The organism is Enterobacter cloacae complex sp. P40C2, assembly GCF_014930695.1.
Taxonomy (GTDB): Bacteria; Pseudomonadota; Gammaproteobacteria; order Enterobacterales; family Enterobacteriaceae; genus Enterobacter; species Enterobacter pasteurii.
The window spans coordinates 57,902-76,489 of sequence record NZ_JADBRP010000014.1 but is presented as its reverse complement, the minus strand read 5'-3'; the positions used below and the strand labels follow the sequence as shown (position 1 = coordinate 76,489).

Here is an 18,588-nt window from a genome sequence, read left to right as displayed (position 1 = left end):
CGAGTTAGGCACCGCCTTATTCCACAACAAAGCCGGGTTTTTACCCGGCTTTGTTGTATCTGAAGGGCAGACTCAGTTACGCTCTCCTCAAACCCGGATGAAGAGAGTAATGTGTTGAAACGCTGGCCCGCTTTCCCTCGCTCCCTGCGACAGCTCGTTATGATGGCCTTCCTGCTGATCCTGCTGCCTTTGCTGGTCCTGGCGTGGCAGGCGTGGCAAAGCCTCAATGCGCTCAGCGCCCAGGCAGCCCTGACTAACCGCACCACGCTGATTGATGCCCGCCGTAGCGAGGCGATGACTAACGCCGCGCTGGAGATGGAGCGGAGCTATCGGCAGTACTGCGTGCTGGACGACCGTACGCTGGAAAGGGTGTACCAGAATCAGCGCAGGCGCTACAGCGAAATGCTGGACGCCCATGCGGGGGTATTGCCGGATGACAAACTCTATCAGGCGCTACGTCAGGATCTAAACGATCTGGCGCAGCTACAGTGCAAAAACAGTGGTCCCGATGCCGCCGCGGCCGCCCGGCTTGAAGCCTTCGCGAATGCCAATACGGAGATGGTTCAGTCCACCCGTACGGTTATCTTTTCCCGCGGGCAGCAGCTTCAGCAGGAAATTGCCGAGCGCGGCCAGTTCTTCGGCTGGCAGGCCCTGGTGCTGTTCATGGTCAGCCTGGGGCTGGTACTGCTCTTTACCCGTATGATCATCGGCCCCGTGAAGGGGATCCAGCGGATGATTAACCGGCTGGGGGAGGGCAAATCCCTCGGCGATACGGTTATTTTTAAAGGCCCGCGCGAGCTGCGTTCGGTAGGCCAGCGCATCATCTGGCTTTCAGAGCGCCTGGCGTGGCTGGAATCGCAGCGCCACCAGTTTCTGCGCCATATCTCCCACGAGCTAAAAACGCCGCTGGCGAGTATGCGTGAAGGCACGGAACTGCTGGCAGACGAAGTGGCGGGGGCGTTAACCCCCGAGCAAAAAGAGATCGTCGCGATTCTGGATGCCAGCAGCCGCAATTTACAAAAACTTATTGAACAACTGCTGGACTATAACCGCAAGCTGGCGGATGGTGCTGTGGTGCTTGAGCGCGTGGAGATTGAACCGATAGTGGACATGGTCATCTCCGCCCATAGCCTTCCAGCAAGAGCTAAAATGATGCATACCCAGGTGGAACTCAACGTGTCGTCCTGCCTGGCAGAGCCGATGCTGTTCATGAGCGTGCTGGATAATCTCTATTCCAATGCAGTGCACTATGGTACTGAATCCGGTACCATTTATATCAGAAGCAATAGCAACGGTTCGCGGGTATTTATTGACGTAGCGAATACGGGAAGCCCGATTCCGGATGAAGAAAAAACGATGATATTTGAACCCTTCTTCCAGGGGAGTCATCAACGAAAAGGTGCGGTAAAAGGAAGTGGTCTGGGGCTGAGTATTGCCCGCGACTGCATACGACGCATGCAGGGGGAGCTTAATATCGTTAGTGACGAACGCTCCGATGTCTGTTTTCGTATCGAACTGCCTCTTGAGCCGGAAAAATCAATGAAATGAATAACAACCTGGTGAGTATGTCACACGTCTTTTACCGCGCACTGCGCGCGGTGTTTTCCTGCAAAAATATGCGCCTGAGCCTGCCCTGCTTACTGCTGGCAGGGTGTGTTTCACATGCACCGCAAAGTGCGATAAGCCATAAACAAGAAGATAAGTGGCCCCAAAAGCAGCTGGCCGATTTCCTTTCAACGGGCTGCGATGATATCTGGAATTTATCGGGGCACGATGTCGAATCAAACCCGCTGTTCTGGCTGCGCGGAATCGACTGCGCCCAGCGGCTGGCGCCAGCCGAAGCGCGTGCGCAGGCGGCGATGCTGGTGGACGATACCTGGCAGGACGCGTTTAAGCGCGGCATCGTAATGGCCGATGCCAGAATCACGCCCGTCGAACGGCGCGCCAACGTCACGCGGCTGGATACCTTTGTTATCAACATTCCGCCCCAGGTGCGCCCGATTTATCAGCTCTGGCGGGACGGACAAACGCTGCAGTTACAGCTGTCAGAAGAGCGTTTTCGCTACAGCAAGCTGCAGCAGTCAAGCGACAGCGAGCTTGATGCGCTTCGCCAGCAGCAGGAATCGCTGCGCGAGCAGCTTGAGACCACCACGCGCAAGCTTGAAAATCTGACCGATATTGAAAGACAGCTCTCGACGCGTAAACCGGCCGGCAGTTATCTGCCTGATAGGTCGAAAGGCAGCCCTGCCACGACGCCAGACGGTGAAACGCCGAAACAAGAGGATGTGAAGCATGACGAGCCGTAAACCTGCCCATCTTTTACTGGTGGATGACGATCCCGGGCTGTTAAAGCTGCTGGGGATGCGTCTGGTCAGCGAAGGCTACAGCGTGGTCACCGCGGAAAGCGGGCAGGAGGGGCTGAAGGTGCTCAGCCGCGAGAAAATCGATCTGGTGATCAGCGACCTGCGGATGGATGAAATGGATGGCCTGCAGCTGTTCACGGAGATCCAGAAGCAGCAGCCCGGCATGCCGGTCATCATCCTCACCGCTCACGGATCGATTCCGGATGCGGTTGCCGCGACCCAGCAGGGGGTGTTCAGCTTCCTCACCAAACCGGTGGATAAAGACGCCCTTTATAAAGCGATCGACAGCGCGCTTGAGCACGCGGCGCCGTCCGGTGACGACGCCTGGCGCGAATCCATCGTCACGCGCAGCCCTGCCATGCTGCGCCTGCTGGAACAGGCGCGGATGGTGGCCCAATCAGACGTTAGCGTGCTGATTAACGGCCAGAGCGGGACCGGGAAAGAGATCCTTGCCCAGGCGATCCACAACGCCAGCCCGCGCAGTAAAAATGCCTTTATCGCGATTAACTGTGGCGCGCTGCCGGAACAGCTGCTTGAGTCTGAGCTCTTCGGGCATGCCCGCGGCGCCTTTACCGGCGCGGTGAGCAGCCGTGAAGGGCTGTTCCAGGCGGCTGAGGGCGGCACGCTGTTCCTCGATGAAATTGGCGATATGCCCGCGCCGCTGCAGGTCAAGCTGCTGCGCGTATTGCAGGAGCGAAAAGTGCGTCCGCTCGGCAGCAACCGCGATATCGATATCAACGTGCGTATTATTTCCGCCACCCACCGTGATTTGCCCAAGGTGATGGCGCGCAACGAGTTTCGTGAAGATCTCTACTATCGCCTTAATGTCGTAAACCTGAAAATCCCGGCGCTGGCCGAGCGTGCGGAAGATATCCCGCTGCTGGCAAACCATCTTTTGCGCCAGGCCGCAGACCGCCACAAGCCGTTTGTGCGCGCGTTCTCCACCGATGCGATGAAGCGCCTGATGACGGCGAGCTGGCCGGGCAACGTGCGCCAGCTGGTTAACGTGATTGAGCAGTGCGTGGCGCTCACCTCATCGCCGGTGATCGGCGATGCGCTGGTGGAGCAGGCGCTGGAAGGGGAAAACACGGCCTTACCGACTTTTGCGGAAGCGCGAAATCAGTTCGAGCTGAACTATCTGCGCAAGCTGCTGCAAATCACCAAAGGCAACGTGACCCACGCGGCGCGCATGGCCGGGCGTAACCGCACCGAGTTCTACAAGTTACTCTCGCGCCACGAGCTGGAAGCGAACGATTTTAAAGAGTAGTACCGCAAAATTCGCCTGAATATGATACTGTGAGCAATCGATTACGAGGCAGCTTACAGGCATGAGTTTAAGGACACACCATGAAAAAGATTGATGCGATTATTAAACCTTTCAAACTGGATGATGTACGTGAAGCGCTGGCAGAAGTGGGCATCACCGGGATGACCGTAACTGAAGTGAAAGGTTTTGGTCGTCAGAAGGGCCACACCGAGCTATACCGTGGCGCAGAGTACATGGTGGACTTCCTGCCGAAAGTGAAAATCGAGATCGTGGTGAGCGATGATATCGTCGATACCTGTGTGGACACCATTATCCGCACGGCGCAGACCGGTAAAATTGGCGACGGGAAAATCTTCGTCTTTGACGTGGCGCGCGTGATCCGCATCCGTACCGGCGAAGAAGACGACGCGGCGATTTAAGCAGCGTTTCCTGGTCGGGCGTGGCGCGCCGACGCCCGACAAAAAAAGCCCCTCGAAAGAGGGGCTTTTTGCGTTACAGCACCTTATGCGGGCCAAAACATTCGTAATGAATGTTGTCTTTATTTACGCCCAGCTCAACCAGCTGCTTCGCGGCATACTGCATAAACGCCACCGGACCACAAACGTAGAACTGCATTTCCGGCGCGCTGAACGTCCCTTCATGCTCGCCTAAATTCATCAGGCCTTCGCTGTCAAAACGTGCCGCCGCGCGGTCAGCTTCCGTCGGCAGACGATACCAGGTATGGGCGGTAAAGTGGGGCAGACCCGCCGCCAGCGCTTTCACTTCATCCGCAAAGGCGTGAACGTCGCCGTTCTCTGCCGCGTGGAACCAGTTTACCTGCGCGCTGTGGTTTGATTTTGCCAGCGTATCCAGCATTGCCAGCATCGGGGTTTGACCAACGCCTGCGGAGATCAGCGTCACCGGGGTAGTGGCCTCAACCGCCATAAAGAAGTCGCCTGCCGGCGCGGCCAGATGGACGATATCACCCACGCGGGCGACGTTATGCAGCCAGCTTGAGACCTGGCCACCGTCCTCGCGTTTCACCGCAATGCGATAGCCTTTGCCGTTTGGCTTACGGGTCAGGGAGTACTGGCGGATCTCCTGGTGCGGGAAACCTTCCGGCTTCAGCCACACGCCCACGTACTGGCCGGGCTGGTAATCGGCAACCGGCTGACCGTCAACCGGCTCAAGCTCAAAGCTGGTGATAAGCGCGCTGCGCGGCGTTTTCTCAACGATGCGGAACGCGCGCGTGCCTTCCCAGCCGCCGTTCTTGCTGGCGTTTTCGCTGTAGATTTGCGCTTCACGGTTGATGAAGACGTTTGCCAGCACGCCGTAGGCTTTACCCCAGGCGTCAAGCACCTCCTGGCCCGGGCTGAACATTTCGTCCAGCGTGGCGAGCAGGTGGCTACCGACGATGTTGTACTGGTCTGGTTTGATCTGGAAGCTGGTGTGCTTCTGCGCGATTTTTTCCACCGCGGGCAGCAGGGCGGGCAGGTTGTCGATGTTGCTGGCATAGGCGGCAATGGCGTTGAACAGCGCTTCACGCTGATCGCCGTTACGCTGGTTGCTCATGTTGAAAATCTCTTTGAGCTCCGGGTTATGCGTAAACATGCGATCGTAAAAATGGGCGGTCAGCTTAGGACCCGTTTCAACGAGCAGGGGAATAGTGGCCTTCACGGTAGCGATGGTTTGGGCGTCGAGCATAGCAGCTTCCTTCTGATGTTACTTTAATGATGTATTTTAGATGCATCTTATAAAAATAACCCTGCAATGTAAATGGTTCTTTGCATCGTGAAAAATATGCATCACAAACCTGAAAAGAAATCCGTTCAACGCAGCGCACGCTTTATTCCTCAAACCCTTGCGTGGCGCGAAGGAAAACGTTTGCGTAAAATCGTTTGTCAAGACCTGTTATCACAGAACGATTCAGTTATACTGTTGCCCGTTGTCCAACAGGACTGCCTTTTCAGGCCAAAATTTACTTGTTAGCTGAGTCAGGAGATGCGGATGTTAAAGCGTGAAATGAACATTGCCGATTATGATGCCGAACTGTGGCAGGCTATGGAGCAGGAAAAAGTACGTCAGGAAGAGCACATCGAACTGATCGCCTCCGAAAACTACACCAGCCCGCGCGTGATGCAGGCGCAGGGTTCTCAGCTGACCAACAAATATGCTGAAGGTTATCCGGGCAAGCGCTACTACGGCGGTTGCGAATACGTTGATATCGTTGAGCAGCTGGCCATTGACCGTGCGAAAGCACTCTTTGGCGCTGACTACGCTAACGTCCAGCCGCACTCTGGCTCCCAGGCTAACTTCGCTGTATACACCGCGCTGCTGCAGCCGGGCGATACCGTTCTGGGTATGAACCTGGCACAGGGCGGCCACCTGACTCACGGCTCCCCGGTTAACTTCTCCGGCAAACTGTACAACATCATTCCTTACGGTATCGATGAGTCCGGTAAAATTGACTACGAAGACATGGCGAAGCAGGCCAAAGAGCACAAGCCGAAGATGATCATCGGCGGCTTCTCCGCATACTCCGGTATCGTTGACTGGGCCAAAATGCGTGAAATCGCGGACAGCATCGGCGCATACCTGTTTGTTGACATGGCGCACGTTGCCGGTCTGATTGCCGCGGGCGTTTACCCTAACCCGGTTCCACACGCTCACGTTGTGACCACCACCACCCACAAAACCCTGGCAGGCCCGCGCGGCGGCCTGATCCTGGCGAAAGGCGGTGACGAAGAGCTGTACAAGAAACTGAACTCCGCTGTGTTCCCAAGCGCACAGGGCGGCCCGCTGATGCACGTTATTGCTGCGAAAGCGGTAGCGCTGAAGGAAGCGATGGAGCCTGAGTTTAAGGTTTACCAGCAGCAGGTTGCCAAAAACGCCAGGGCGATGGTGGAAGTGTTCCTGAACCGTGGCTACAAGGTGGTATCCGGCGGTACTGAAAACCACCTGTTCCTGCTGGATCTGGTTGATAAGAACCTGACCGGTAAAGAAGCTGACGCCGCCCTCGGCCGCGCCAACATCACCGTGAACAAAAACAGCGTACCAAACGATCCGAAGAGCCCGTTCGTGACCTCCGGTATCCGTATCGGTTCTCCGGCCGTAACGCGCCGCGGCTTTAAAGAAGCGGAAGTGAAAGAGCTGGCGGGCTGGATGTGCGACGTTCTGGACAACATCAACGACGATGCGGTTATCGAGCGCGTTAAAGGTAAAGTTCTGGATATCTGCGCACGCTTCCCGGTATACGCGTAATACCTCTGCTTTGCAGAAATAAAAAAGGCCGCATCCGCGGCCTTTTTTTATGGGCTAACGTCGGTCGAGAGAGAGTGCCCCCGGACCCACGATAGCCAGCAGTATAAATGCCCCCGCTATGCTGACGTTCTTGTAGAAATTGATCATGTTCGGCACAACCGCATCCCCGGTCATATCCCAGTAATGGTGGCCAATAATCGCCGTGCCCAGCGTGTAGAACACAAACAGTACCGCGAGTGGGCGGGTAAAGAAGCCCAGCACAATCAGGAACGCGGCAGGAACCTCCATCACAACGGCAATAATGGCCGCCAGCGTGGGCATGGGGGCGCCAAGCGAGGCCATATACTGTACGGTGCCGCTAAAGCCCGTCAGCTTTGGATAACCGAAAATAATAAACAGAACAACGATGGCAATACGGGCAATCAAAAGCAGGAGAGAACGGGAGGAGCCGAAATCGAAATAACGTAAGCTGTTCATGGTAAACAACCTCTTCAGGCGATGTACTTTAAACGTAATACAGATTTACCGCTCCCGCCATACGCCGTCCGGCTGGCGATGATGTTAATTTTTCGTTAATTTATAGCGCGCTAACGGCTTGCTAAAGGGCCGGATAAACGCGAGACTATCGCCTCCATTTCGGGAGGGATTCATGGTCTTGCATTCCACGCGCTGGCTGGCGCTCAGCTATTTCACCTATTTCTTTAGCTACGGTATTTTTCTGCCTTTCTGGAGCGTCTGGCTCAAAGGAATCGGCCTTACGCCAGAAACTATCGGCATCCTGCTGGGCGCGGGGCTGGTGGCACGTTTCCTCGGTAGCCTGCTGATTGCGCCTCGCGTCAGCGATCCCTCTCTGTTGATTAAAGCCGTGCGTATTCTGGCCCTGCTGACGCTGGTCTTTGCGGCGTGTTTCTGGGTCAGCCACCAGTTTGCCTGGCTGATGGTGGTGATGGTTGGCTTTAACCTGTTCTTCTCCCCGCTGGTTCCCCTGACGGATGCGCTGGCGAACACCTGGCAAAAGCAGATCACCATGGACTATGGCCGCGTGCGCCTGTGGGGATCGATTGCCTTTGTTATCGGCTCTGCGCTGGTGGGCAAGCTGGTCAGCCTCTATGATTACCGCGCGATCCTGGCATTGCTGAGCATCGGGATCGCCTCCATGCTGCTGGGGATGCTGCTGCGCCCGTCGGTGATGCCGCAAGGGGAAAGCCGCCATCAGGACAGCGCGGGCTGGCCCGCCTGGCGAAGCCTCGTGGCGCAAAGCTGGCGTTTTCTGGCCTGCGTCTGCCTGCTTCAGGGAGCGCATGCGGCGTATTACGGCTTTAGCGCCATCTACTGGCAGGGCGCGGGGTATTCCGCTTCCGCCGTCGGCTATTTATGGTCCCTTGGCGTAGTGGCCGAAGTGATTATCTTTGCGCTCAGCAAAAAACTGTTCAGCCGTTTCGGGGCGCGGGATCTGCTGCTGCTTTCCGCCGTATGCGGCGTGGCGCGCTGGGGCATTATGGGCTGGACGACCGAATTACCGTGGCTGATTGTGGCGCAGATCCTGCACTGCGGCACTTTCACCGTGTGCCACCTGGCGGCGATGCGCTATATTGCCGCGCGAGAGGGCGGGGACGTCATCCGGTTGCAGGCTGTTTATTCAGCGGTTGCGATGGGCGGCAGCATTGCGATAATGACCGTTTTTGCTGGTTTCCTCTATCAGCATCTCGGCCACGGCGTGTTCTGGGTGATGGCTCTGGTCGCTTTACCGGCGATAGTCATCCGCCCAAAAGTAACTGCTCGCACTTGATTACGATTCAAGCATAACCCGAATATGTTCCTGCTGCTGCGCGTTCAGGGTCTCAACGGCATGAATGAGCGGCGGCGAGAACAGCGGCAGCGCGGTTGGGTAAGGCGTAATGACCAGCGCCGCCTCGCGGGGCGCGCCCTCTTTCCTGAAGGCCTCCAGGCTGAGATAGCGAATATTGAGCGGCAGCAGCGTTAACTCGCGCAGCTGCTGTTCAATCACCTCCTCACAGGATTTATCCTCCCCGGTTAATAACACCACCTGTTTTTCGTGCAGATCGGTCTCCTGCATCAGCCAGGCACCAAAAATTACCGCCACGAGCGCCATCTCTTCATCGGAGAATTGCAGCTCAAACTCGGCTTCCAGCTCGGCCAGCGCCGCTTTGGTGGTGCGAAGTAGCCGGGGATAAAGGCGGTGAACCTCTTCCGGAAGGCTGTTGTCGATGCCAATTTCAAATAAGGAACGATCCAGCGCCTGGGCCAGATGGATGTAAAGCTGATCGGTCAGCCCTTGCTCATCGCTGAACTTCATGCCGGTTTGCGAGCGAAAACGGGCCACCATGCGCACAATGGCGCGGCGCAAACGCTGGTCCTGCTGGTGCTTGTCAAGCACCGGGTCCGGCGTGCGCAGCATCATAAACAGCAGCGCCAGGAACAGCTGTTCTTCGCTGTGCGTGCCCTGGGGAACGCGCCGCTTCCAGTGGCGGACAATGTCCTGCGCCGTAAAATACTCCCCTCTGGACTGCGTCCAGCTGCGCTGAGCGGGGGAGAACTCCGGCGTATTGCCCAGATGATGCTGAATCAGACAGTATTGCAGGTAGAGCTGTAAAAACTGCACGTCCCGGGGCTCAAACTGACGCTGCAGCTTGCGCGAACAAAAGCTGATAAGCGCCCGAAGATTCGCATCGTCATAAAGCGGGCGGGAAACGCCGTGCTGTTTAAGCGCGGTTTTTAAGGCCGGGGTAAACTGTTGTGAAACAAAATGCGGACACAGCCGGAGCGCCCTGCGCAGCCAGTGCAGCAGGCACAAGCGCTGGTTCAGGGCGGTACCCTCTATTCGGTAGCAGCCATCGAGGTGCGTGACGATATCAAGCCGGTGATAGCGCTGGATTTCATCGCGCGTCTCGGCTATATCTTGCCGTGCCACGACGTCATCCACGCCGTTGGCAGCGATTATGCTCTGTGCGGTGACGGCAGCGTCGGGCAGGTAAAGCATCAAAAGCACCTGGCAGCGGCGCTGCGAACTGGAAAGCACAGATGGAATTTCAAGCGTCGGCATCATCTGTCGGGTATCCAGTGTGAATGTTTGATAAGAATAGCTAAAGGATGGGCGCTGAAAAGCGCACCGGCGGGCCTTTCACTCAGGATTGCGGGCGAACATCACAGAATTTTTGACGTGAGGAATTGATGCAAATAGTTAAACAAAGCGCGGTAGCGTTATTTTTGGCGGTTTTCACTTTCACCGCCAGCGCGCACCCTCACAGCTTTATCAGCCTGAAAACGGAACTGGTAACGGACGGAACGCAGCTCAGCGGCCTTAAAATGCGCTGGACGATGGATGAAATGACCTCCGCCGATCTGCTGTACGATGCCGGAGACGCAAAGCCCGGCGATGAGATCTGGAAAAAACTGGCGGCGGAAGTGATGGCCAACGTGCTCGGCCAACACTACTTCACCGAGTTCTGGCACAACGGGCAAAAGGTCAAATTTCTTAACCGCCCCACGGAGTACGGCATGACCCGCGACGGCCATCAGGCGGTGCTGACGTTTATCCTTCCGCTGGCGCACCCGCAGCCGCTGGCAGGGCAGAAGTACACCTTCTCCACCTTCGATCCCACGTACTACGTCGACATGAGCTACGCCGGGGACAGCGACGTTCAGCTACCGGCGGCACTGCAAAAGAACTGCAAAATTACCCTGCGCACGCCGACGCCCAGCGAAGAAACGCTGAATTTTGCCGTTTCCCTCGATAAAGAAGATGCTCCCCCTGAGGATATGGAGTTAGGTAAACAGTTTGCGCAGGAGGTGACGTTGCAATGTCAGTGATCGCTTCTCCCGTCAGAACATCACGCCGCTGGCTTCAGCTCTGGCCGCTGGCGCTCTTTTTGCTGTTAGCCGCGGGCGGCGCGCTCTGGCTATGGCAGGCCTGGCCGCAGGTGATGATGAAAAGCATCCTCTGGCAGCGCGAGGTTAACCAGCAGATGAGCGGGCTGCTTAAGGCGGTGGCGGAAAACCCGACCAAAGCGGGCGGCTCCCTGCTGGCGTTCAGCTTTATCTATGGCGTGCTGCACGCGCTGGGGCCGGGGCACGGCAAAATTGTCATCACCACCTGGCTTGCCACTCACCCGTCTAAGCTGAAATCGAGCATTGGCCTCACGCTGGCCTCTTCGCTGCTTCAGGGCGGCGTGGCGATTGCGCTGGTGGCGGTTGTGCTTTTGCTGCTACAGCTCCCCGCCCGACAGCTGCACATGAGCAGCTTCTGGCTGGAGAAGGGCAGTTACGCGCTGGTGGGCGTGCTCGGGCTGCTCCTCTGCTGGCGGGCGTTGAAAAAGCTGCGCGCGCTGCTGCAAAAGCCGAAATTTAAAGCCTTTACGCCGCATCACGTTCACGATGACAGCTGCGGTTGCGGGCATCAGCATCTGCCGACGCAGGAACAGTTGCAGAGCGGTGACGACTGGCGCGCGCGCCTGGCTATCGTGCTCTCTATGGGGATGCGCCCGTGCTCGGGGGCAATCGTGGTGCTGCTGTTCAGCAAGGTGATTGGCGTATTCGGCTGGGGCATGCTCTCGGCGCTGGCGATGGCGGCAGGAACGTCCGTCACCATTTCGTCTTTGGCTTTGCTGGTGCACAGCTTCCGTCAGCTGGCGGTAAAACTCAGCGGCAGCAAGACGCCGGTGCTGTGGCGACAGATAGGGTGGGCAACGCTTGCGCTGGCGGGGGGCGTGATTCTGCTGGGAGCGGCGGTGACGATGTGGATGAGCGCGGTGCCGTTTAACACCCTCTCCCCGTTTGGGAGAGGGCTGGGGTGAGGGACTAGCGCTTCAGCGCGTCGCTCAGTTCGTCACGCATGTTGGCCAGCATGGCTTTAACAACGCGTGGGTTACCTGCAACGATGTTGCCGGTGGTCATGTAGTTGTGGCCGCCGGTAAAGTCGCACACGATGGCGCCCGCTTCACGCGCGATCAGCTCGCCCGCCGCAAAGTCCCACGGCTTCAGCGACAGCTCGAAGTAACCGTCAACGCGACCGGTCGCAACGTAGGCCAGATCCAGTGCAGCAGAGCCGGTGCGGCGGAAGTCCGCGCATTCAGTGAACAGTTTGCCCAGGATATTCATATAGGTGGTCGCGTGCTGCTTCGCCTTGAACGGGAAGCCGGTCGCCAGAATGGTGCCGTCCAGATCGCGCGCGTTGCTGCAGCGCAGACGGTAGCCGTTCAGCTGAGCGCCCTGACCGCGGGTAGCGGTGAACAGTTCGTTACGCATTGGATCGTACACAACGGCGACTTCAGTACGGCCTTTGATGCGTACGGCAATAGATACGGAGAAGTGCGGCAGGCGTTTAACGAAGTTGGTGGTGCCATCCAGCGGATCGATAACCCATTGAACATCCTGATCGGTACCTTCATGTTCACCGCTTTCTTCGGTGATGATGGTGTGCTGCGGGTAAGATTTGCGGATCGTTTCGATAATAATCGCTTCTGCGGCTTTATCGACGTTAGTCACGAAATCATTGCTGCCTTTCTGGCTGGTTTCTACGGAGTCTGGGGTTTCGTAGTGTTTGGCAATTACGTTACCCGCCTTGCGCGCTGCGCGCACGGCGATGGTCAGCATCGGATGCATCGGTCTCTCTCACTGGATGTTAAAGAACAGGAAAATCGGCGCAGAGTATAGCAGCGGGATCGGATTATGTCTCTCGTTTATGATAATATGCCCGAATATTCTTCAGACACTGAATCCAGACATCTAAAAATTATGCTGCAAAACATTCGAATCGTGCTGGTCGAAACATCGCACACCGGCAACATGGGCTCCGTGGCCCGCGCTATGAAAACCATGGGCTTAACAAACCTGTGGCTGGTTAATCCTCTGGTGAAGCCAGACTCTCAGGCTATTGCTCTGGCGGCCGGTGCCAGCGACGTGATCGGCAATGCGCAAATCGTGGACACCCTGGATGAAGCCCTGGCCGGTTGCAGCCTGGTGGTGGGCACCAGCGCGCGCTCCCGCACGCTGCCGTGGCCGATGCTGGATCCGCGCGAATGCGGCCTGAAAAGCGTCTCAGAGGCCGAACAGGCGCCGGTGGCGCTGGTGTTTGGTCGCGAGCGCGTTGGCCTGACCAATGACGAACTACAGAAGTGCCACTACCACGTCGCGATTGCCGCGAACCCGGAATACAGCTCGCTGAACCTGGCGATGGCGGTACAGGTCATTGCCTACGAAGTGCGTATGGCGTGGCTGGCGACGCAGGAGAAACCGGTAGAACCGAAAGAGGAGACGGCCTACCCGCTGGTGGACGACCTTGAGCGCTTCTACGGCCACCTGGAGCAGACGCTGCTCTCTACCGGCTTTATCCGTGAAGGTCATCCGGGCCAGGTCATGAACAAGCTGCGCCGAATGTTCACCCGCGCCCGCCCGGAAAGCCAGGAGCTGAATATCCTGCGCGGGATCCTGGCGTCGATTGAGCAGAAGCATAAAGAGTAGTGCAGCGTGTTTTCTCTCTCTCCCTGTGGGAGAGGGCATTAGGCCGCACCTTTGTTATGAAGGCACAGAAGGTTAAATACCTGACTAAAACAGTCAAGTAAATAGTTGACCAATTTAGTCAGGAATGTCAGACTTGGCCCTGCTATGCAATACCCCCATTTTACAATAAAAAACCCCGGGCAGGGGCGAGTTTGAGGTTAAGTAAGACATGAGACTGACATCTAAAGGGCGTTATGCCGTGACCGCGATGCTGGACGTTGCGCTCAACTCCGAAGCGGGCCCGGTTCCGTTGGCTGATATTTCTGAACGACAGGGGATCTCCCTCTCTTACCTGGAACAGCTGTTCTCCAGACTGCGTAAAAATGGACTGGTGTCCAGCGTTCGTGGCCCGGGCGGCGGTTATCTGCTGGGTAAAGACGCGGGCAGTATTGCGGTTGGCGAAGTCATTAGCGCGGTTGACGAATCCGTTGACGCGACCCGTTGCCAGGGTAAAGGCGGCTGCCAGGGCGGCGATAAATGCCTGACCCACGCGCTGTGGCGCGATCTGAGCGACCGTCTGACCGGCTTCCTGAACAACATCACCCTGGGTGAGCTGGTAAATAATCAGGAAGTTCTGGATGTCTCTGGTCGTCAGCACAGTCAGGATTCACAACGCAGCACCCGTTCGCAGGACGCCATCGACGTTAAGCTGCGCGCGTAACTAAAAAGATAAGTATTCTGAATCAGGCCGGGGTGGTCACACCCCGCGTACTCGGTCGTACATCCAGCCGGTTGCCTGATTCCTTGCATTGAAGCGATGTACGGAGTTTATAGAGCAATGAAATTACCGATTTATCTCGACTACTCCGCAACCACGCCGGTGGACCCGCGTGTTGCCGAGAAAATGATGCAGTGTCTGACCCTGGACGGAAACTTTGGTAACCCAGCTTCCCGTTCACACCGTTTTGGCTGGCATGCTGAAGAGGCGGTTGATATCGCCCGTAATCAGATTGCTGACCTGGTGGGCGCCGACCCGCGTGAAATTGTTTTCACCTCCGGTGCGACCGAATCCGACAACCTGGCGATTAAAGGTGCAGCCAACTTTTATCAGAAAAAAGGCAAGCACATCATCACCAGCAAAACCGAACACAAAGCCGTGCTGGACACCTGCCGTCAGCTGGAGCGTGAAGGGTTCGAAGTGACTTACCTGGCGCCACAGAGCAACGGGATTATCGACCTGAAAGAACTCGAAGCGGCGATGCGTGATGACACCATTCTGGTTTCTATCATGCACGTTAACAACGAAATCGGCGTGGTACAGGACATTGCGACCATCGGCGAAATGTGCCGCGCCCGCGGTATCATCTACCACGTGGACGCGACTCAGAGCGTGGGCAAACTGCCAATCGACCTGAGCCAGCTGAAGGTGGATCTGATGTCCTTCTCCGGCCACAAAATCTATGGCCCGAAAGGCATCGGCGCGCTGTACGTTCGTCGTAAGCCGCGTATCCGCATCGAAGCACAGATGCACGGCGGCGGTCACGAGCGCGGCATGCGTTCCGGCACGCTGCCTGTTCACCAGATCGTGGGCATGGGCGAAGCGTATCGCATTGCGAAAGAAGAGATGGAAACCGAGATGGCACGCCTGCGCACGCTGCGTAACCGTCTGTGGGACGGCGTGAAGGATATGGAAGAAGTCTATCTGAACGGCGATCTCGAGCAGGGCGCACCAAACATTCTCAACGTCAGCTTCAACTATGTTGAAGGCGAATCGCTGATCATGGCGCTGAAGGACCTGGCCGTTTCTTCCGGTTCTGCCTGTACGTCCGCAAGCCTGGAGCCATCCTACGTGCTGCGCGCGCTGGGTATGACTGACGAGCTGGCACACAGCTCCATCCGTTTCTCTTTAGGTCGTTTCACTACCGAAGAAGAGATTGACTACACCATCAAGCTGGTTCGTAACTCCATCGGCCGTCTGCGCGACCTTTCTCCGCTGTGGGAAATGTTCAAGCAGGGCGTGGATCTGAACAGCATTGAATGGTCACATCACTAATCGGTACATAAGGAGAATTCAATCATGGCATACAGCGAAAAAGTTATCGATCATTACGAGAACCCGCGCAACGTTGGCTCTTTTGACAACAGCGACGAATCTGTCGGTAGCGGTATGGTTGGCGCACCGGCGTGTGGCGACGTGATGAAGTTGCAGATTAAAGTCAACAATGAAGGTATCATTGAAGACGCGCGCTTCAAGACCTACGGCTGCGGTTCCGCTATCGCCTCCAGCTCCCTGGTCACCGAGTGGGTGAAGGGCAAGTCTCTGGACGAAGCACAGGCAATTAAGAACACGGATATTGCTGAAGAACTCGAACTGCCGCCGGTGAAAATTCACTGTTCTATCCTGGCAGAAGACGCGATCAAAGCCGCCATTGCGGATTACAAAAGCAAACGTGAAGCAAAATAATTGAGGTTTGAGTATGTCGATTACCCTTAGCGACAGCGCTGCCGCGCGAGTAAGCTCTTTTCTGGCGAACCGTGGTAAAGGCTTTGGCCTGCGACTGGGCGTACGTACCTCCGGCTGTTCTGGTATGGCTTACGTACTGGAGTTTGTTGACGAGCCGGCGTCTGATGACACCGTGTTTGAAGACAAGGGCGTGAAGGTGGTGGTCGATGGCAAAAGCCTGCAATTCCTCAACGGCACTCAGCTGGACTTCGTAAAGGAAGGCCTGAACGAAGGGTTCAAATTTACGAACCCGAACGTCAAAGACGAGTGTGGTTGCGGCGAAAGCTTCCACGTTTAACCGCGCGTCATCCGAAACCCCACCGTGGCTTTGCTGCGCGTGGGGTTTGTTCTAACAGGCTACCCCTGAGATTGTTATGGATTACTTCACTCTCTTCGGACTACCCGCTCAATACCCGATCGATCTGCAGGCGCTGACGGTCCGTTTTCAGGATCTGCAGCGTCAGTACCATCCGGATAAATTCGCCAGCGGGACGCAGGCAGAGCAGCTGGCCGCGGTGTCGCACTCTGCGACCATCAACCAGGCCTGGCAGACGCTGCGCCATCCGCTGGCGCGTGCCGAATATCTGCTCTCACTCCACGGTTTTGATCTGGCGAGCGAACAGCATACCGTGCGCGATACCGCGTTTCTGATGGAACAGCTGGAGCTTCGCGAAGAGCTGGATGAGATTGAACAGGCCAAAGACGAGGCGCGTCTGGAAAGCTTCATCGCGCGCGTGAAGGGCATGTTTGATACCCGCCATCAGCAGATGGTGGAGCAACTGAACAACGAGACCTGGGACGTGGCGGCAGACACTGTGCGCAAACTCCGTTTTCTCGATAAACTGCGAAGCAGTGCTGAACAACTCGAAGAAAAGCTGCTCGATTTTTAATTTCGGAAGCAATTATGGCCTTATTACAAATTAGTGAGCCCGGTTTAAGTGCCGCACCGCACCAGCGTCGTCTGGCGGTAGGTATTGATCTCGGCACCACCAATTCCCTCGTGGCGACCGTGCGCAGCGGCCAGGCGGAAACGCTGGCTGACGAGCAGGGCCGCCATCTGCTGCCTTCCGTGGTCCACTACCAGCAGCAGGGGCACGCGGTTGGGTTTGATGCCCGCGCTAACGCCTCTCGCGATCCGGCGAACACCATCAGCTCTGTTAAGCGCATGATGGGCCGCTCGCTGGCCGATATCCAGACCCGTTACCCGCATCTGCCGTATCAGCTGCAGGCCAGTGAAAACGGCCTGCCGATGATTGCCACGGCTGCCGGTCTGCTGAACCCGATTCGCGTTTCCGCGGATATTCTCAAGGCGCTGGCGGCGCGCGCTACGGCGACGCTCGGCGGCGATCTGGACGGGGTTGTGATCACCGTTCCGGCCTATTTTGACGACGCACAGCGTCAGGGCACCAAAGACGCCGCGCGTCTGGCGGGCCTGCACGTGCTGCGCCTGCTGAACGAACCGACGGCGGCGGCGATTGCCTACGGTCTCGACTCCGGTCAGGAAGGGGTGATTGCAGTTTACGACCTCGGCGGAGGCACCTTTGATATCTCCATTCTGCGCCTGAGCCGCGGCGTGTTCGAAGTGCTGGCGACCGGCGGGGACTCCGCGCTTGGCGGCGATGACTTCGACCATCTGCTGGCCGATTACATCCGCGAGCAGGCGGGCATCAGCGATCGCAGCGATGCCCGCGTACAGCGTGAGCTGCTGGACGCTGCCGTTGAGGCAAAAATCGCGCTGAGCGATGCGCAGTCCGTCAGCATTAACGTCGCGGGCTGGCAGGGTGACATCACCCGCGCCCGGTTCGATGAACTTATTGCCCCGCTGGTGAAACGCACGCTGATGGCCTGCCGTCGCGCATTGAAGGATGCGGGCGTTGAAGCCAGCGAGGTGCTGGAAGTGGTCATGGTGGGTGGCTCAACGCGCGTGCCGCTGGTGCGCGAACGCGTGGGCGAATTCTTTGGCCGCACGCCGCTGACCTCCATCGACCCGGATAAAGTCGTTGCCGTAGGCGCGGCCATCCAGGCCGATATTCTGGTGGGCAACAAGCCGGACAGCGAAATGCTGTTGCTGGACGTCATCCCGCTGTCGCTTGGTTTAGAAACCATGGGCGGCCTGGTGGAGAAGGTTATCCCGCGCAACACGACCATTCCGGTGGCGCGCGCGCAGGAGTTCACCACCTTCAAAGACGGCCAGACCGCGATGTCCATTCACGTGATGCAGGGCGAACGCGAGCTGGTGCAGGACTGCCGCTCCCTGGCGCGCTTCGCGCTGCGCGGCATCCCGGCGCTGCCCGCGGGCGGGGCGCATATTCGCGTCACCTTCCAGGTGGATGCGGACGGTCTGCTGAGCGTGACGGCGATGGAAAAATCCACCGGCGTCGAATCGTCCATTCAGGTGAAGCCGTCCTACGGCCTGACCGATGGCGAAATCGCCTCCATGATTCAGGACTCAATGAGCTACGCCGAGCAGGATGTGAAGGCGCGTATGCTGGCCGAACAAAAAGTTGAAGCCGCACGCGTGCTGGAAAGCCTGAACGGCGCGCTCGCTGCCGATGCCGCGCTGTTAAGCGCCGCCGAGCGCCAGGTGATTGACGAGGCTGCCGCGCGCTTAAGCGCAGTAGCAGAAGGCAATGACGCTGACGCAATAGAAGAAGCCATTAAAAACGTTGATAAACAAACCCAGGACTTCGCTGCTCGCCGCATGGACAAATCTGTCCGCGTCGCGCTGAAAGGCCAGTCCGTGGACGAGGTTTAAT

General features: G+C 57.3%; 19 protein-coding genes. 15 read left to right on the top strand and 4 right to left on the bottom strand.

Annotated features, from left to right (window positions below; all coding sequences use genetic code 11):
• Positions 1 to 114: 114 nt before the first annotated feature.
• The 4 genes from qseE to glnB all read left to right on the top strand — a co-directional run bounded on the left by qseE (position 115) and on the right by glnB (position 4,049).
• A complete protein-coding gene (gene qseE / locus IM304_RS19820; RefSeq protein ID WP_193355515.1) occupies positions 115 to 1,548 on the top strand; it encodes a two component system sensor histidine kinase QseE/GlrK in 1,434 nt (477 codons plus the stop codon).
• Positions 1,545 to 2,306, top strand: coding sequence for a two-component system QseEF-associated lipoprotein QseG (gene qseG, locus IM304_RS19815; protein WP_193355479.1), 762 nt, complete (start codon positions 1,545 to 1,547; stop codon positions 2,304 to 2,306). Before qseE ends, qseG begins: the two co-directional genes overlap by 4 nt.
• Positions 2,293 to 3,630 carry a two-component system response regulator GlrR gene (gene glrR / locus IM304_RS19810; RefSeq protein ID WP_148420642.1) on the top strand — a complete coding sequence of 446 codons (1,338 nt, stop codon included), beginning with the start codon at positions 2,293 to 2,295 and terminating at the stop codon, positions 3,628 to 3,630. Before qseG ends, glrR begins: the two co-directional genes overlap by 14 nt.
• Positions 3,631 to 3,710: 80 nt before the next feature.
• Positions 3,711 to 4,049 carry a nitrogen regulatory protein P-II gene (gene glnB, locus IM304_RS19805; RefSeq protein WP_003860685.1) on the top strand — a complete coding sequence of 113 codons (339 nt, stop codon included), beginning with the start codon at positions 3,711 to 3,713 and terminating at the stop codon, positions 4,047 to 4,049.
• Positions 4,050 to 4,122: 73 nt separating this feature from the next.
• Here glnB and hmpA read toward each other — a convergent pair whose 3' ends face one another.
• Positions 4,123 to 5,313: an NO-inducible flavohemoprotein gene (hmpA, locus tag IM304_RS19800; protein ID WP_193355480.1), complete on the bottom strand. Its 1,191-nt coding sequence runs from the start codon at positions 5,311 to 5,313 to the stop codon at positions 4,123 to 4,125.
• Positions 5,314 to 5,616: 303 nt separating this feature from the next.
• On the opposite strand from hmpA, the gene glyA reads away from it, so the two are divergent.
• Positions 5,617 to 6,870, top strand: a complete 1,254-nt coding sequence (glyA, locus tag IM304_RS19795; protein ID WP_193355481.1) for a serine hydroxymethyltransferase — start codon at positions 5,617 to 5,619, stop codon at positions 6,868 to 6,870.
• A gap of 54 nt (positions 6,871 to 6,924) precedes the next feature.
• On the opposite strand, the gene IM304_RS19790 is transcribed toward glyA, so the two are convergent.
• Positions 6,925 to 7,347: a DoxX family protein gene (locus IM304_RS19790; protein WP_176609736.1), complete on the bottom strand. Its 423-nt coding sequence runs from the start codon at positions 7,345 to 7,347 to the stop codon at positions 6,925 to 6,927.
• Between the two features lie 172 nt (positions 7,348 to 7,519).
• Between IM304_RS19790 and IM304_RS19785 the strand changes: the two genes are divergently transcribed.
• Entirely contained in the window at positions 7,520 to 8,659 is a 1,140-nt protein-coding gene (locus IM304_RS19785) for a 3-phenylpropionate MFS transporter (RefSeq protein ID WP_193355482.1), read from the top strand.
• Here the strand turns inward: IM304_RS19785 and csiE are convergent, their stop codons facing one another.
• Positions 8,660 to 9,937, bottom strand: coding sequence for a stationary phase inducible protein CsiE (gene csiE / locus IM304_RS19780; protein WP_193355483.1), 1,278 nt, complete (start codon positions 9,935 to 9,937; stop codon positions 8,660 to 8,662).
• Positions 9,938 to 10,062: 125 nt separating this feature from the next.
• Between csiE and IM304_RS19775 the strand changes: the two genes are divergently transcribed.
• Positions 10,063 to 10,701, top strand: coding sequence for a DUF1007 family protein (locus IM304_RS19775; protein WP_176609739.1), 639 nt, complete (start codon positions 10,063 to 10,065; stop codon positions 10,699 to 10,701).
• The gene (locus IM304_RS19770; protein ID WP_148420648.1) at positions 10,692 to 11,684 is read left to right on the top strand and encodes a nickel/cobalt transporter; all 993 of its coding nucleotides are present in this window, start codon (positions 10,692 to 10,694) and stop codon (positions 11,682 to 11,684) included. The genes IM304_RS19775 and IM304_RS19770 overlap by 10 nt, the downstream gene beginning before the upstream one ends.
• A gap of 4 nt (positions 11,685 to 11,688) precedes the next feature.
• Here IM304_RS19770 and suhB read toward each other — a convergent pair whose 3' ends face one another.
• Entirely contained in the window at positions 11,689 to 12,492 is an 804-nt protein-coding gene (gene suhB / locus IM304_RS19765) for an inositol-1-monophosphatase (protein ID WP_028014077.1), read from the bottom strand.
• A gap of 132 nt (positions 12,493 to 12,624) precedes the next feature.
• Here suhB and trmJ point away from each other — a divergent pair, with 132 nt between their 5' ends.
• The 7 genes from trmJ to hscA all read left to right on the top strand — a co-directional run bounded on the left by trmJ (position 12,625) and on the right by hscA (position 18,587).
• Positions 12,625 to 13,350 (top strand): tRNA (cytosine(32)/uridine(32)-2'-O)-methyltransferase TrmJ, encoded by a 726-nt coding sequence (gene trmJ, locus IM304_RS19760; RefSeq protein WP_193355484.1) that lies wholly within the window; start codon positions 12,625 to 12,627, stop codon positions 13,348 to 13,350.
• Positions 13,351 to 13,558: 208 nt separating this feature from the next.
• Complete coding sequence (gene iscR / locus IM304_RS19755; RefSeq protein ID WP_022649018.1) at positions 13,559 to 14,050, top strand: Fe-S cluster assembly transcriptional regulator IscR; 492 nt, start codon at positions 13,559 to 13,561, stop codon at positions 14,048 to 14,050.
• Positions 14,051 to 14,167: 117 nt separating this feature from the next.
• Positions 14,168 to 15,382 carry a cysteine desulfurase gene (gene iscS, locus IM304_RS19750; protein WP_003860663.1) on the top strand — a complete coding sequence of 405 codons (1,215 nt, stop codon included), beginning with the start codon at positions 14,168 to 14,170 and terminating at the stop codon, positions 15,380 to 15,382.
• A gap of 24 nt (positions 15,383 to 15,406) precedes the next feature.
• Positions 15,407 to 15,793, top strand: coding sequence for a Fe-S cluster assembly scaffold IscU (gene iscU, locus IM304_RS19745; RefSeq protein WP_003860661.1), 387 nt, complete (start codon positions 15,407 to 15,409; stop codon positions 15,791 to 15,793).
• A 13-nt stretch (positions 15,794 to 15,806) separates the two neighbouring features.
• Positions 15,807 to 16,130 (top strand): iron-sulfur cluster assembly protein IscA, encoded by a 324-nt coding sequence (iscA, locus tag IM304_RS19740; protein ID WP_003860659.1) that lies wholly within the window; start codon positions 15,807 to 15,809, stop codon positions 16,128 to 16,130.
• Between the two features lie 76 nt (positions 16,131 to 16,206).
• On the top strand, positions 16,207 to 16,722 hold the full coding sequence (gene hscB / locus IM304_RS19735) for a co-chaperone HscB (protein ID WP_148420650.1): 516 nt from the start codon (positions 16,207 to 16,209) through the stop codon (positions 16,720 to 16,722).
• A gap of 14 nt (positions 16,723 to 16,736) precedes the next feature.
• Entirely contained in the window at positions 16,737 to 18,587 is a 1,851-nt protein-coding gene (hscA, locus tag IM304_RS19730) for a Fe-S protein assembly chaperone HscA (protein WP_193355485.1), read from the top strand.
• Position 18,588 lies beyond the last annotated feature (1 nt).